Raw genomic sequence first — 16622 nt, forward strand, 5'->3', positions numbered from 1 at the left:
CATACTAACTCGGGGGGCGTGTGTCGCTCAAACAACAAGTATTTATGATTAAACGGCAAAAGCCATTCTGGTCGATCTTACTGCTATTTCTGGTGGTGCTGGTGATTGCCGTACACGGCTCGTTTGCGCGCCTGAATGCCTATGTATATAGCCAGTTTAATCAGCTGTTTGAGCAGCAAAGCAGTGACATTGTGGTGATCGAGTCTGCCAATCTGCAACATCAGCAGTCAAGCCTTATCAGCCAGTTGCTCACCCAGGATGTTAAAGCCATCGTGGTGCTATCCGACGTTGCCTCCAAACAAAGCATGTCTTTTGCTAATGTGTACTTCCCCTTTGCCGATCCGCGTTATTGTCTGCCAGCCGTGCAACCCTGGCTGGGATACAATATGGTGCTCGGCAAGCCGCAGTCACAATGTCAGAATGTCTGGGAGCGTATTTACGGGCCACAGCAAAACAACACGGGCAAACTGATCAACTTCGCGCTGGCGCCCAGTGCCCTGCCCAAGTTTTCGAGCACCCGGCTGCTGGAAGAAGATGTACTCATCAGCCAGCTGGCTGGCAAAGTGGTACTCATCGCCCAGCAACAGTTAGGCTTTAGCGTGCCGCTGCGAGCCCCTAAGTTACAAGGTGCCAATAACCCCGTTTACCTGCACGCCTATGTTGCAGATAGTCTGGCCAAATCACAACTGGTCACGCGCTTGGCACAGTGGCAATCCGTTGTGCTACAACTGAGCTTACTGGCGCTGCTGTTGATCATTTATCAAAAAAACACGCTGACCCTGAGTATTATTATTGCTGTTGGCCTGTCCGCCGTCGGCCTGCTGAGCAGTTACCTGGTATTGCTGTTTGCACATTACCTGCTGCCAATCGGCCAGCTGCTGGTGATCAATGTGATGACCATGTTGTGGGTGTTTTTCTCGCGCAAATGGCTTGAAGAAAACGAGCTGCTGGAGCTCATTGCCAATGTCCACCAGCGCATGATGGGTCGCTATCTGCCGCGTTCAATCAGTACCGAGAGCACCCCCTGGGATGCCATTATTACCTTAGTTAATCAGCAGCTTGCCCTAAACCGCTCGATTTTTCTCGCACGCCTTGAAGGCGATCACCGGCTTGAAGAGATCCGCGCTATTAACTGCAATATCGAAGACATCTTAGAGCAGCGCCGGGATTATCAGCGCCCACCCTATTCAGATGCCATTAAAGCGTTTGGCGCAGTGCAAACCGCCCGACCCTTTTTCACTGGCCTTCAGGAGCAGGAGCGGCAATTTGTCGTGCCTTTGATGTACGCAGGCGACATTCGGGGATTCTGGGCCATGACGGTGATCCCTAACGAGCATTTCGACGAGAAGGCATTTGTCAAAAACGTAAACCGCTTTGCCAGTCAGATTGGCGAGCTGTTATTCCACTACAGAATGCTGCAAAACCAGCAACGTGCCACCTTGAGTCCCTTAACCCGGGCACTGACACTGACGCTCGAAAAACCCCTGAGCCAGAAAGTCAAAACCGCCATCGGTGAAATGGAACAAAAACTGTCTACGCTGGAGCAGGTCTTTAACCAGATCCGCACCGCTGCGGTGTTGTTTAATTTATTTGGCCAGGTGGTGCAGACCAATCAGCCGCTCGAACAACTGGCGAAAAAGCACCACCTCGCACTGTTCGAAATGACGGCGCTGGATCTGCTGGACAAAATCATTGCCATGCCAAAGGAAACGCTCAAAGGTAAGCTGCGCTATCTGACCCTGCAACAGGGTGAGCTGTTTCTGCCTGCCACGCTTGGTAAAGACACCTATATTTTGAATATTCGCTCTATCTCAGCCAGCCAGGTCAGCAGTACCATAGGCGAACCTTTTTCGGTGGCCGGGATCTTGTTTGAATTTATCGACATCACCACCTTACTACAGCAACTGGAAGACCCACATGCACTGCTAAATCAGCTGACGTCGGTCTCCCCCGATAACAATGAAGACAGCAACGAGGAGCACACGCTGTAATGGACTGGGTGTTACCACTTTTCCCGGATGGCAGCGGACTCGGCCAATCTGTTATCACCACCGTCTGGGTGGGAATTGCCGTGGTATGCATGCTGAACCTGCGGTTTGGCTTTCCGCTTACCGGTTTGGTGGTGCCCGGCTACCTGGTGCCTTTGCTGATTGTCAGCCCGGTCTCCGCCGTGGTCATTATCCTTGAAGCCATAGTGGTCTATGTACTGATGCGATGCAGCGCCAAAGTGGCGATGGAGCGGCTGGGATATGCCGAAATGTTTGGCCGGGACAGGTTCTTTGCCATTATTTTGATCAGTATTTTGGTCAGGGTATTTATGGATACCTTGTTCTGGCCCCAGATTGGCCAGGTATTGGCGCTGTGGGACATTACCTTTGATTACGCCGGCCAGCTGTATAGCCTGGGATTGGTGATCATTGCACTGACCGCCAACGTGATGTGGAATGGGGGTTTTCGTTATGGCATGCGAGTAACGCTCATACAGCTGGCCATTACCTTTATTTTAGTGCGCTTTATTCTGATGCCGTTTACCAATTTCAGTATTGCGAACCTGGCCATCATGTATGAAGCCGTCGCCGCCTCTATACTGGCTGCGCCCAAAGCCTACATCATTCTGGTGATCACCGCCTTTTTGGCCTCCCGGGCTAATATCCGCTACGGCTGGGAGTTTAATGGCATCATGCTGCCGGCCTTGCTGGCCCTGCAACTTATGCAGCCCACTAAACTGCTCACCACCTTTATCGAAACCACAGTGATCTTATCGCTCGGTGCCATCTTGCTCAACCTGACCCGCCTCAAGCATGCTAATTTTGAAGGGGCGCGGCTGTTGCTATTGTTTTTCAATATCGGCTTTTTTTACAAACTCGTGCTCAATTACTTCGTGGTTGATTACTTCCCAACCCTCAAAGCCACGGATACCTTTGCTTTTGGCTATATGCTATCGACGTTGCTGGCACTCAAAATATATCAGAAAAATGCCCTGGGCCTGGTGCTGCGTGCCACTTTCCAGACCTCAATGGTCGGCGGATTACTGGCATTTGGTATTGGCTTCGCCATCATGTTTGTGCCATCGCTGATCCAGCCCCCGGTGCAACCCATCGAAGTAGATAAAGTCCAAAGCGCACCGCTGAGCCACCATGTCAGTGAGTACAAAAGCTACCTTTATACAGCAAGATACGACTTGCTGAACCTCAGTCACTACCAGCAAGCCCAGCAGTTACAGCGCTTCAGAGGCGCAATCAGATTACTGAATGAAAATCGTCAGGACCCGGACACTCAGCAGCGCGCCGCGCAGGTGCTGGCGGAGCTGGGTTTTGCGCTAATTGATAACCCGGCGACTTTGGTGATCAAAGATACCCAGACAACACACCCAAGAGGCTTTTTCGCCCTCGCCAAATCCCCCGTGCGCGAGCACATAGTCACGGTGCCCTACCCCACCAGTGAACGTCTGGCAGGGGATGCCGCCGGGCAGCTTTTTGCTATTCTAGGCAGCAGAGCCCTGGCACTCGGCACCCGGGTGACGCCCTCGGTGGCAAGCCAGCAAACACGGCCTCAAAGCGCCTATTATCAGGCGTTTATTGCCGCCCTGAACAGCAATGAAGTGCTTCAGCTGAGGGCTATTAACCAATATACCCGGCCCCAGTTAAAACTCACGCGCTTTGCAGAGCAAAGTCAGTTTTGGATCTACAATCAGCTGCCCGAGTCACTGTCACAGCGCCAGCTCACGCGGTTGCTGGGGTTTGAACGCAGCCAGTTTGGTCTGCTCAGCGAAGACAATCTGCCCTATCCGGGTTATCAGGGCGCCATGCTGGAAACCTTTTTTGACAACCTGAGTTACTCCACGCTGCTTTCACATACGGCAAGAAGCAATGCCAATGCGGTGCAATATCCCGTTGAGCAGCTTAACCTGCCACTGGACGAACTGGTAACTCAGTTTTCTCAGCATATCAGCGCCAAGGGCAGTGGTCATTTTCGTATGCTCGAAGAAAATGAAGCGGCGCTGTGGGAATACGAAGTGCTCGAACCTCTGTTTAAGCTGTCTCATGCCTTGCGCTCACGCGCTATCAATGAAGATGACCTTAATCGTCTGGAGCAACTAAACCGGCTGGCCAATATGGTGGGCTATCGACTGCAACTGGTCATAAACAATGCTCATCGCCTGGTAGTCATCAGTCCTTTACCCGAAATAAACTACTATCAGCAAGGTCAGGGGTTTTACGCTATCAACCTCAATACGACCCAGCCGCTGACCATTCAGGTGCCCCGGCCCTTATTCGAGAGTAATACCTTGCAGTTTGCAACGGATTTGTTTCAGACCAGTGGAGCGCGGGCATTGCTTATTGCCGGTGCTCACCCTTATGCCAGTGAAGAGGCAAACGTGATGGCACCCACCAATACACGAACGCTTTATAATGTGGTGCATCAAAGTGCGGTGCGTCATAATCCCGGAATGCCGGTATTGAGCTTGCAGGTTCGCAGCCACAGTGCGCCGTCACAGATCCGTCCAAGCGCCCTTGCCTATCAATTTACCCAGCCTGATTTTCGTCATACCTCCACCATTAATGCACTACGCAAGGCCATGACGCGATTGGGTATTAGTGTCGAAAAAGTATCGGGTCAGATTGCCACCCGGGGACTGGAGATTGGCTCATCCCCGCAGTCGGGCTATCGCCTGTTCAGTCCCGACAGTGAACTGGCCACCCTGTGGCTGGCCTCAGACTTTAAGCAACACTATGCCGTTTCTGAACAAGCGCTGCAGGAAAGGTTACTCGCCGTATCCACCATGCCCCGGTTTATGCCACTGCGCCTTGCGGCTACCGGACCAGATGACTGGGTTAAGCTATCAGACGAGCAAATGCAAAAGCTCAGCAGGAACATAGGGCGCTACGCACAAACCCAGCATCTGCCCTGGCTAAGTGCACTCTGTGATGAGCTGCCGCGCTGTCAGTTGCAGGCTATCCGCCTGTCTGACAACCAATTACTCGGTTTGCACGTGCAACTGGCCGGCAAAACCGCGGCCGTGTACCTTGCTCAGCGTAACCGATTGATCACCCTCGAGGCGCTTGAGAACATGATGCAGGGAGGGCCAAATGTACTGGATTAAACGTCTGTTGCAAGCCCTGCTGTTGATTATGTTATTGCTGGCAGGATACCGTGTTGCACTGCATGTATACGTCTGGCTGAATTCAGCTGAGCGCATTGCGGCGCGCAGTGAAGAGGAAACCCGCTCGGTGGTACACTGGCTCAGCCCGGACCGCCCGCTCATTTATACGTTTCCCACTTCCAGGACCGTTGCAATCCGGGTGTTGTCGAATGCCATTTTTGCCAGCCAGACCGTGTTTGATCGGCCTATCAATTACGCCATTGAATATCGCTTGCTGGACAGTCAGGACAACGAGCTGGAAAAGCATGTTTATCATCATGCCTCTAAGCTTGCACTGGAAGAAGGTCAGCAACAGGTTAAACAACTGATTGAAGACAGGCAGGCACTGGCCGTAACATCTGGCCAGTCATTTTACGTCGACTGGCAACAACTAACCCGGGCCAGTAAAATTTCCCTGCGATTAATTCCCGAAGAACCCAGCCTGCGCGGTGTGGTGGTGCGTATTCATGGTAAAACCCCTACCAATGCGGATGATGTTACCCGCACCTGGCTGAAGTTGCCCGAGCAGTGGCGGGAGCGGATGACCAGCTACCACACACTTGGCAGCAGCGGTTTGCAGCCTCAGCAAGTTGCCAACGCTGTCTCTTACGACTGGCGAAAACTGGCCCCGCAAGGGATCCCGGGGATCGATTTTGACGCCGATATTCTGTATGAATCTCTGCCTTACAATGTGATCACTTACGATTTTTCTGCCGAGCAATTTGATTTGGATGGATACTATACCCGAGCAGGTCTGTCCGCCTCAATTCGCCTGACCAACACAGGTAGTTTAAGCGTACAAACACAAGGCGATGTTAGCGATTTACAGCTGATATGGCACGACCTCACACAGCGCCAGGCGCCGCAACCTCTGAGTCTGACGGGTACTGACGACCCGACACGCTTTTTACTCCCAGAGTTACAACCGGGACTGTTAGTGATCCACTCCCAAACGGAGATGATCACCACCTGGCGTGACCAACAGGATCAGATCATTGCGCCCTTACACAGCTACTATTATCAGCTCGATGAAGCCAGTCAGGTTGCCTACACAGTACAAGGTGGCAGTGATATCCAGCTGGATATGCGAGGCCCGGCCGGCAGCACCATGCAGCTCAACATTTATGATAGCCAGCTGCAACGCTTACGCACAGAAACCCTGACTCTGTCGGGCCAAAGCGGTGGGTTCGACCGCTTAATTACCCCGGAAACCCGGCGGGAAGTCATTACCGATAGCGAAAAGCGCTTTTTGCGCCTAAGCCCGCAGGCACACAGAATCACGCTCAGCAGCACCAGTGCGGTCGCCGTGAAACTGCAAAGCCGGCACGGCGCTATGCATCATCAGAATTATGTGTGTGCCACTTTGTGCGATGCGCCACAAACCGGATTTACTGAGGTCGGGGCCTGGTTCAGCCAAAGCGCTGACAATGAATTTGATTTTATTGAACAGCAAAAGATCCTCAAAGTACGCTTGTTCAGTGCGCCACCACCGCTTGAGGAAAAGCAAACGGGCTACTTGTCTCAGGCGCTGTTTGTACGCCTGCCAGTATCCAATACCGCGCTGGTTTACAGTCCACCCAAGTACTTTGCCCCACCAGAGCCCCCAGCGCCGTTTCAGTATGCGCCGCTGACTAGTCTGGCGACATTGCACAGTGCTCAACGTAGCATTCAGGGACTGGGAAGTTTGACAGCCCCCATTCCCAGAGTCATAACCCTTAGTGATAACGGGATCCGCTACACTGAGCAGGACATCACCCAGCTTGATCTCCAGCCCAATTTATCGGACCCGTCTGCGCGGCACTTTATCAATCTGGGCAAACCACGTGACTACTGGAAAGTGCGTTTGTTTCAGCTTCAACCGGGCCAGACCCTGAAGCAGGACTATCGGGGCAAGGACAAACCAATGGCGATTGTGATAAAACCCTTTACCCGAGGTACACAAGCCGCAGATCCACTGCTCATCCAGACTCAGCTGGACGGCCGTTTCAGCCAAAGTGTCACCGATGAGTACAGCATTGCCCGTAAACGCTATGCACTGGCCCCAGAGCACGGGTTGCCTGCCTTTTTACTGCATCCGAAAAACCCGGCGCTAACGGCTTACCCCTCTGTTACGTTAACAATCGGCTCGGATATTGACGCGCTCAATGAGCTGAGCGTGTCCGCAGAGCAGACCCTGTGGTTTGCCCTGCTCGAAGAATATGCAACACCGCCTCCCCAACCTCAATGGTGGCAACATGAATATTAAAAAACTGCTGTTTTTAGCATTATTACTGCTGGCTGATAAGGGGCTGGCCAGCGATACGGCTGAGCTGCAAAGCCCCAGCTGGCAAATGCTGTACAATTGGTTTGCACAGCCTGCAGCCCTGCCTCCCTGGCAATTACGCAGCCAGTCGGGCCTGGTCAAACTACAGGCCAGTTCAGCGCACTTTGGCGGCGGCGATTTGTATTATCGCCCACAGGGTTCGGCTTGCATGTTATCCATACCGCACCAGTTTCACGATATGCTGACCGGAGAAATAGGTAAGGCGGTCTTTGCGACCCAATGTCAGGTGATGGTGATCAATACCGAACATCGCAACGCGCCCAGCCCCGACTTGTATAGTATGGACTACTCACACCGCCCAAGCGGGCTGCATGCGGCGGCCGCGCAGGCGTTTGCCAGGCGTTACCCAACCCGTCATCTGTACCAGTTACATGGCTTTGCTCAGGATAAACGCCGCACACCGCAAGCCCGTCAGGCCGATTTCATTATCAGTCAGGGCAGACAAAACACTGCTGCTTTGTCACAATTGCGCCTGTGCCTGTCAAAGCTGAGTGTACACACCTATCAGTACCCGCAGCAGGTGTCTGAACTGGGTGGTACACGCAATGTTATGCATCGCCTGGGATTACCGGCAGGCTATTTTATTCATATTGAGATCAGTCGCCCGATGCGCGAGCGGCTAGTCGCGCAGCCCGATACTCTGGAACAGTTTGCTCTATGCCTTATTTGATTGTGTTAATTCTGATAAGCCTTCTGTTGCCTGTGCAGGCAAAACCTGCCGCACTGCACAGCGCCCCCGACTGGTATGCACCTGGCACACTGCAGTTGCGCCACAGTGCCGCGGATATCAATCTGGAGCCCAGACGGTCGCGCTTTATTTTGCTGCCCGCCGGAAACTGGATGAGCCTGGAAAACTCGCCGCACACCGTGCAGGTGTTTCAGGGACAGTCTCCTTCTGCCATGCAGCGCGTTACCCGCGCAGAGTTACACTGTGAACAACATCAGTGCCAGTTGCCTGCAACCGCGACAACCCGGCTGCTGCGCTTTTATAATCCCACTGATGAGATCCAGCCAGTGTCTGCCTGGCAGGGTCAGTTTCACAGTCACAGAGACCCGTTTCGTATTCCGGTCAAGCTGGCCCTGCCAGCCATGCAAGTCTATGAAGCACAAACACATACCACCTTGTATCGCCTGAACGACGGCCAGAGTGTGCAACTGTTTTTTGCCAAGGCCATCAAGCTTAGGTTAAATGCCCGACGTATTCTGCTTAGCCAGGCTCAGCCGCAAGCTCAGCGTGGCATAGTGACAGCCAGGCTGGATGATGCGCTGATCAGTCAGCTCTCACTGAGCGACACGCCTGCCGATGAGTTTACCCCGCAACTGCGCAAACACCGGCTTGGTCATGATATTACTTTCGATGATGATCAGGTCATTGGTCTGAGCAGCAGTGACTATATCGCGGTACCTGCTGGGGGCTATCTGCGCATTACGGCGCAAGGCGATACGCTGCTTAATCTGATCCAAATGGAGCGGGGCTTATACGATACCGATGCCGCACAAACCTGGCCAGAGTCGCTGTTTAATCCCTACTGGACCGATAACTTGCAGTGGCAACTGGAGCAGGTCTATCAGCATCATGATATTTCAGCGCTGCAGTCGGCGAATATTGCGAGGGCCAGCGCGCTGGGACGACAACGCCTGTCAGAGCTGCAAGACACGTTAGCGACAGTGCGCTTCTTGCTGCCCAAAAAGTCCGAGCAACCATACACCAGCCATGTCAGTGAGCAGCCGGTTATTCATGCCTATCGGCCAGCCATCGATCGCCTGTATGCCACTGTGCAGGACCAAACTTTGCATTATCATAGGGTATCCGGCGCGGTGCAGTTTGAGTTACCCGCTCAACAGCGCCTGTCTCCAAGACTGCGGCTGTATGTACGCACAGCTTCAGCCACCGAGCTGACGCTGGTCATTGATAGTTACCGCCACACCATCAACCTGCTGCCCTCCGAGCACTTTGCCATGCTGTCACTGCCACTGCCCCTGGATGCCGAGCAGCTCAGTGTATCCGTCAGTGATGATGGGCAGGTTGACCTGGCCCTGCGTGTCAGGGAGTTGCAATCTTTACCAAATAATGCGCTGCTATATCAGCGCCCGGGACTGCTTCGGGATAAAAGCCCGGCCATTGCTTATCGCCTGGAACAACAACTGCAACGCCTTGCTCACAGCTATCAGCAGGGTCTGTCTCGTTTTTCTCTGACCCACACAGACCATATGCACAGCCCGGATAGCCTCAGTGCCAGCCATTGGCACTACCGCCTTGGCGAAGCCGAAATGCAGGTTCAGCAAGCTCCACAGCAAGCACTGCCGATGCTCAAAGCCCTGATTGACAGCCCGCATAAGGAAGTGGTGATCCGAGCCTGGCAGCTGCGCATTGCAGCCTTTCGGGCCCTGGGGGAGCGCAACACTGCAGAGCGTTACCTGGGAGCATTGCTGAGCCATCCCTATCAGGCGCTACAACGTTATGCAGCGCAGCAACTGTTGCAACACTATCAAAACACCCAGGCCATCCACAGTATTCAGGGATTATGCAGTCTGTGGTACACCGCCTTACCTGACTGTCGAGACGCTCTGATCGACAGCTTTGCAGAGCTTCAGCAAAACCTCTTTGCATTGTGGCTGGGCCATGACTTGCGCAATGAGGATGACACCATACAAGTGCTCAGAGAACAACTCGGTTATACGCAGCCGGCGAGCGACCCGCCCGTACTTGATTATTCAGTGCGCCACTTTGGCGTTAGCACCGTGCTCAGTGAGACCAGCAACACAAGCGCCTACCCGCTAGCTGATCAGCCACTTACCATCACCGCGCATCAGCCTATGATACTCAAGGTCAGCGCCCGGGCAAAGGCGGCCGACACCGAGCAGGGTCAGATCTCCTGGTTACATGCACATCAGGGTGAGCTGCGTAAAATCATGCCTGTTTTTGACGATGTACCGGCCTCCAGCGTGCTGCATATCGATGACGACAACCAGCCACGCCTGTCTATTGCCAGTAGCGGCTATTTCAACCTGCGTGGCGGGGAACAATTAACCCTCAGCAGCACCCAGTTGCTACTTTTGCAATTTGATGCCCTGCCCCCGACTCACAGCCTCACTCACGGCCAGAACCTGGCAGGTGCACTTTGGCAGCAAGACTTTATGTCCCTGCTTTATCAAACGCCGGTGAGTAGTGAGCAATCAGTCGCCGCACAGCGCACTTTACTGCTCAATGCCCTGCTAAGGCTTGAATCTCAGTCGCTCAGTGAGCATGAATTCACCGCCCTGTCAGCCAAGTTGATGCAGCGCAGTGAGGTGGCGCCACTGGATATTCTGTATAGCCGTATTCAGAGCTTTGGGCACTGGCAAGCGTTTGACACGTATCAGAATTATGCTGGCACTCAGCTGGTCGATTTATCTGCGCTGTTAAAGCGCAGCAGCGCTGAACAGTTTAGCCGTCATACCAGTCGTAATGATGCGCTACCCGGGCTGATCTTACGCCCCAATCATAGCCTGGCCCTGGACTTGCGCGAGCTTGCCGCTTTGCAGGTCAGGCTGGTGTTTCACTTCTCGAACGCCGAGTTACTGCAACTACAAGAGCGTCCGCAGATTAGTATTGAGCGCGCAGAAGGCACAATCAACTGGCCGCTTGATGACACTCGCAGTGAGCTGGGCCTGACTCGCGCGGATCTCGATGCTGGCAGCCTGGTCGTGCGCTGGCTTAATCCATTTGCCGCGCAATTGCTGAGTGTGGAAGTCGAAGCCTATCAGCAGGGTCGCTGGCAGGCCATCGAGTTAGCTGCTGAGCAGCTGTTCTATTATGGCGATGAAGCAAACCCCATCACCGCAAAACTCAGTAAAGATGCAGTGCTCAAGCTGGAATATGTCGAGCACAATGCGCGACGCGAACAGTCGGGATTCTACCCCGCCGGCCTGATCACTCTGGCGCCGCAAACGGCGAGCCTGGCCAGGCTCTATCGCTGGCAGCTGGACCCCAATCGCCATAAGCTGGCTGTGGCACCGCCCGTCGTGCCTTACCGAGTGGCAGAGCCTGAGCTGCTATATACCCAGACTGAGCACTCCTATCATGAGCCCGTTATGCAGGCCAATGGCAACCTGACCCACGTGGAAGGCGTAATGCAATATAACCGTGATGGGATCTATCAAAGCAGTGAACCGCTGGGCTCAGAGCATACGCTGGACCTTGGCATTCGACTGCGTAACCGCTATAAACAGCATTGGTATCGGCTGGAGAGCTTTTTCCGTCTGAACAACACCAGCGAACCTTCGTTTAGCATTAACGGCTTGTACGACTGGCTCGATGATGAAGACGACTGGTTTGCCAAAGCGCAGTGGTATAACCGCTGGCAGGAATCACCGCAGAGCCGGGAAACCCACCTGACCAGTCAATGGACGGTGGCAATAGGCGAGATCTGGCGAGAAGATCAGCACTGGCGTCATCAGTGGTGGTGGCAGCCTTTTTATTACTACACCAGCATAGACAAAGCCGAATACCTGGCGGATGAAACCATCAGCAATGCCATGTTTAACTTTTATCGTCACAATCACAGTGACGGCTGGCGCGGCGGCTATCGTATTCGTCATCAGAGTCGGGTAGACAGCCAGCTCAGTGCTCAGCTCACAACGACGTCGAATTCAGACTGGACCTCGCTGGACGTGGCCTCATTAAGTGGCGTCTGGCAGCAATATTATCAGGGCCATATTTTCTCGGCTGGCCTGAGCAGCAGCTACGTGTTTGCCGATGACCACAGGCCTAACGCAACCTGGCAATACCTGAGCACAGTAAGCTGGCAAACGCTGTTTGACTTCACGGAGCACACCGGTGGCTGGGTAAGCCTGAGCTGGACACAGGACTGGTTCAGAAATAATCACAGCGTTCGCTTAGAAGTCACCCTGGGCAACTTGCAACGCAGTGGCTTTGGGCCATTTGCCCACGACGAGATCATTTTTGAATCACTGCAACTGACGCATTTCTTAGAGCAGGACCTGTATGGCAGATAATCAATTTAAATCCCAGCTTCAGGCCATTTTATTCGCCGATACGGAAAAGTTCTGGCTAAACCTGCACCGTCACAAATATCATCAGCTGCTCGAAGAGCTGGCCAGCTGGGAGCTATTACAAAACCAGCCAAAAGACGAGCAGCTGGACTACTGGCAGTTGCTTCAGACCATTGCGTTCTTGCGCCATAAAATTGAGCGATTGCATGAGCAGCTCGAGGGCCACGATGCCGATTATCAGTCGTTTGTTGAAAGGCTCGGTAAAGCTGAGCTGGCCACCGAGAAACAACTGCATATCCTCAAGTATGCAGAAACACTGGGCGCCTCGGGCACCCAGCTGCAACAAGATAAACAGGCCTTCTCACGGTGGTTTGACGAAGGCGCCGTGATAGGGCGCTATCAAACCCTGGTTGCCGACTTAGAGCAGGATCTGCGCTTTTTTATTGCCAAGCTGGGCGCGCTGACCAACCGCTACCTCAGGCTGTCTGAAGACAACCTGGATAAAGCCTGGAAGAAACTGGATCTGCAACCGTTTTTCCTGCGCCTGATGGCCACCAGTAACAATGCCCATGTGCGCCACGGTATGATCCGCGCCTTGGTCAACCAGGTGTCTTTGATCAACGAATTCAAAGCCGATCCGGAACTGGACAGTGAACTGATTGCTGAGTTGATTGAGCTGCTGGATGCCGAAAACACCCCCTACCAGGCCGTGGTGGACATCCTGGAGATTTTGATCCACCAGCGTCCGACCTTTGTGCGCAGTTACATGTGGGCCTATGTGGAAACCAGCGAGCGCGACAGCACGCCTGCGCAAAAGCGTAACGACCAGCTGTTTATTGTCGCCGCGATGCCGCGTATTCTGGCCAACAAATACCCACTGGCAGAGCGAGACATTCCTTTGCTGCACGAGTTAGCCCAGCACCCGTTTGCCCGGGTGAGGCAAGTGTGCATAGAGCAACTCCCTAATCTGCCGGATAAGCTCGCCAAAACATTGCTTGAACAACGCTTTACCGATGAAACGGTCGATGCGGTGCGCTTCACGTTGGTCAAACAGCTAACCGCCGCGCGCTTTGCCACCGATAGTTACGCATTTAACTTATGGCGCTCACTTCTGCTTGGCAAAGAGTGCCTTGAAGTCAAACGCATGTTGTTAGAGCAAAGCCCCAGGCTAATGCTCAACCAAGCGGTCGAAACGCCGCTCGACGATGACGCTGTCAGTCAGGATACCACACTGGCACAAAACTATATCGAGGTGCTGAATCAGGCATTGAGCTGTGAACCCAGCCTGGCCGTCAGGCGCTATATTACCCGTACCCGGGAGCAGCTGATAAGCTTCACTCAACAAAGTTTACATGCCCAGCTTGCCCAGCAGTTAGCAGAGCAGGAGAGCGTTTACCTGCCAGGGGACATCGACCAGGACACATTGGGCCGGGCGCTCAGCATGCTGGCTCAGCATGAACAAAGCTTCAATGCGTATCGTGACAAACAAGGCTGGCGAGTCATCGTTGGCTATAAACGCCGGCGCAGATTCTGGCGGGTATGGCATGAGTTTTTCAGCCCAAGTACCGACAAACGTCAAAGCTTTAGCCACACCAGTGCTAAAATCCCCTCGGCGCAGTTACATGTGCCCAGCTGCACAACCGCCGAGATCAGCGCCACCAACGTACCCGGCGAAGCGCTCTACCACCTGAAAGAAGCAAGCGCTCGTCCTCATTTGCCGCTGCCCGACTATCTGCTGTCCGTGCTGAGCCAGGATCACCTTAAAACCAGCTGCAAAAACTATACGCCCGATGGCATTTTAGTCGTCACCCCGCCAAAGCATGTCTGGCAACGTGTGCGAGCCTACTGGCAGCTGTCGGTGAACTATGCCGAAATTGATGGCCTGCGCAAAGGTAATGAACTGGAGCAACAAAACTACCTGGCACGCATACGTAAACTCGGGTTTGCTCTGGAGTTTAAACCGTATGGCAGTGAGCTGGACTGTGACTTTCCCCTTGAGGCGGGCATTAGCAAGTTGTTTGCCCGCGCCGGTGTACCGGGCGTGCTGGTCAATCTGGGTTACAGCTTTAAAGAGTATCTATATTCCATTTATCAAAACAGCATCGGCCAGCTGGTGTTTTTTGTCTCGACCTTTATCGCCTATTTCTGGCTGAGACACATTCGTCTCAACCGCAAAATCCGCACCAACCGTGCGAAAATCCCCGTCACCATAGGTGGCTGGGGCACACGTGGCAAGTCGGGTACCGAGCGCCTCAAAGCCGCCTTATTCAGTAGCCTGGCACTGCGCGTGGTCACTAAAACGACGGGCTGTGAAGCCATGATGATTTTCGCCCGCAGCTCGGGAGAGCAATATGAGCTGCCCCTGTTCCGGCCTTTTGACAAAGCGAGTATCTGGGAGCAAAGCGATGTGCTGGATTTTGCCCGCTCAGTGCGTGCAGATGTCTTTTTGTGGGAGTGTATGGGCCTGACACCCAGATATGTACGCATACTGCGCCGCTGGATGCGCGATAATTTCACCACCATTACCAACACGTATCCGGATCATGAAGATATTCTCGGCCCGACCGGCGTCGACGTGGCGCAGGAAATGGCCGCTTTTATTGGCAGCCGTACCCAGATTTTTACCGCAGAACAAACCATGGCCCCGATCCTCAACCGCGCAGCAGATCACAAGCAGTCTACCCTGATCCAGTTACACTGGGGAGACGGGTTTCAGATCACCCCGGATATCCGCGCCTTATATCCCTATGAGGAGCACCCGGACAACATCGCGCTGGTGTGTAAAATGGCGCAGTACATTGGTATCGACAAAGACTATGTGTACAAAGAAACCGCTGAGCGCATTGTGCCGGATGTAGGCGTATTACAGCACTTTACGCCGGCCCCGGTGGATCATGTGACTCAGTCTTTCGTCAACAGTATGTCGGCCAATGAACGCCTTGCCACGCTGGAAAACTGGCGACGCCTCGGACTCTTTGAGCTTAACGACAAACCTGAGACACAAACTATTGCCCTGCTCAATAACCGCAACGACCGGGTCGCGCGCTCCAAAGTATTCGCTCAGGTACTGATTGAAGATCTCTGCTTCGATCATATCGTTGTGGTTGGGAGCAATGTCGATGGCTTTGAAGCGTATCTGGATCAGGCACTGGATACCCGGATCAACCGCTTGATTGACAATAACGACAAGCAAGATTTGCAGCGCCTGCTGGCGCAGTGGAAATGTGGCAGCGACGCTGCGCAGTTTGTTGAGCAGCTCAATGCCCTGTATGACAGCCCCTGGCTCGAAACCGCTCACCTTGATGATGAGGATCTGCTGGGGATTGTCCTGACTGAACATATTGACGATAAAGTACAGCAGCGCCTGGTCCGGCAGCGCGTTCATAACTGGCAACTGGCACAATCGCTGCTGAGCCTTGAAGACCTGACAGATCACCAGAAACAGCTGGAACGTGTTCTGAGCAGTATCCTGCACAGTAAAGTACTGCTGCTGGATAACCCGCATATCACCGCTGACGAGCTCACCAATCGCATCGCCAGTGTGGGCCTTGCCGGACAACATCAGTTGATTGTGGGCATGCAGAATATCAAAGGCCCGGGGCTTAATTATGTTTATGCCTGGCAGCACTGGCATACTTTGCACGCCAGCTGCGAGCGCCTGCTTGAACCTCAGATAAGCCACGCTCAGTTCCGGCGCGATCTGAACAAACTCACGCAACTTGATAAGATCAATCGTATTGAGCGTGACTATTTCACTAAGATGCTGCATACCCTTGGCAAACTGCCACAGGCGCAAAGTGAGTTTGCTCAGGCCGAACTCAGTCATCTGGCCGAGCGGCTCACTCAGCAAAACGCCAAAGATGAACAGGAAACTGAGCGGCAAAATCTCTCGGGCTTCACCCGCTTTGTGTTGCAAGTGGTCGAGTCGTTTCTGGATGCCGGTGCGGCCGTGAAACGGAAAAAAACGGCGCAACAGGTTTATCTGGATATTGCTACCCAGCGGATCACCCCGGAGCGCGCTATTTCGGTTCTGGCCGCACTGAACCGGGGACAAAAGCCCGGCTGGCTGACCGAGCGCTGGCTGAACCGCAACCAGAATTAGGACGGACAGACTTTAAGGCCCACTATCACTTAATGTGAATCACTTAATGTGAATCACTT

The 16622-nt window shown here is 53.6% G+C and carries 6 protein-coding genes; all 6 read left to right on the plus strand.

The genetic code is table 11. From position 1 onward, the window contains the following. The first annotated feature begins 44 nt into the window (after positions 1–44). The 6 genes from TW77_RS13460 to TW77_RS13485 are packed head-to-tail and all read left to right on the plus strand — an operon-like array spanning position 45 to position 16563. On the plus strand, positions 45–1991 hold the full coding sequence (locus TW77_RS13460; protein WP_052713177.1) for a hypothetical protein: 1947 nt from the start codon (positions 45–47) through the stop codon (positions 1989–1991). Further along, the gene (locus TW77_RS13465) at positions 1991–5104 is read left to right on the plus strand and encodes a poly-gamma-glutamate biosynthesis protein PgsC/CapC (RefSeq protein ID WP_046005504.1); all 3114 of its coding nucleotides are present in this window, start codon (positions 1991–1993) and stop codon (positions 5102–5104) included. The genes TW77_RS13460 and TW77_RS13465 overlap by 1 nt, the downstream gene beginning before the upstream one ends. Then, positions 5091–7388: a hypothetical protein gene (locus TW77_RS13470; RefSeq protein WP_046005505.1), complete on the plus strand. Its 2298-nt coding sequence runs from the start codon at positions 5091–5093 to the stop codon at positions 7386–7388. Before TW77_RS13465 ends, TW77_RS13470 begins: the two co-directional genes overlap by 14 nt. Next, positions 7378–8136, plus strand: coding sequence for a hypothetical protein (locus TW77_RS13475; protein WP_052713178.1), 759 nt, complete (start codon positions 7378–7380; stop codon positions 8134–8136). Before TW77_RS13470 ends, TW77_RS13475 begins: the two co-directional genes overlap by 11 nt. Further along, entirely contained in the window at positions 8124–12464 is a 4341-nt protein-coding gene (locus TW77_RS13480; RefSeq protein ID WP_046005506.1) for a hypothetical protein, read from the plus strand. The genes TW77_RS13475 and TW77_RS13480 overlap by 13 nt, the downstream gene beginning before the upstream one ends. Further along, on the plus strand, positions 12454–16563 hold the full coding sequence (locus tag TW77_RS13485) for a capsule biosynthesis protein CapB (RefSeq protein ID WP_046005507.1): 4110 nt from the start codon (positions 12454–12456) through the stop codon (positions 16561–16563). Before TW77_RS13480 ends, TW77_RS13485 begins: the two co-directional genes overlap by 11 nt. Positions 16564–16622 lie beyond the last annotated feature (59 nt).

This window comes from Pseudoalteromonas rubra, from assembly GCF_000967655.1.
GTDB lineage: Bacteria > Pseudomonadota > Gammaproteobacteria > Enterobacterales > Alteromonadaceae > Pseudoalteromonas > Pseudoalteromonas rubra_A.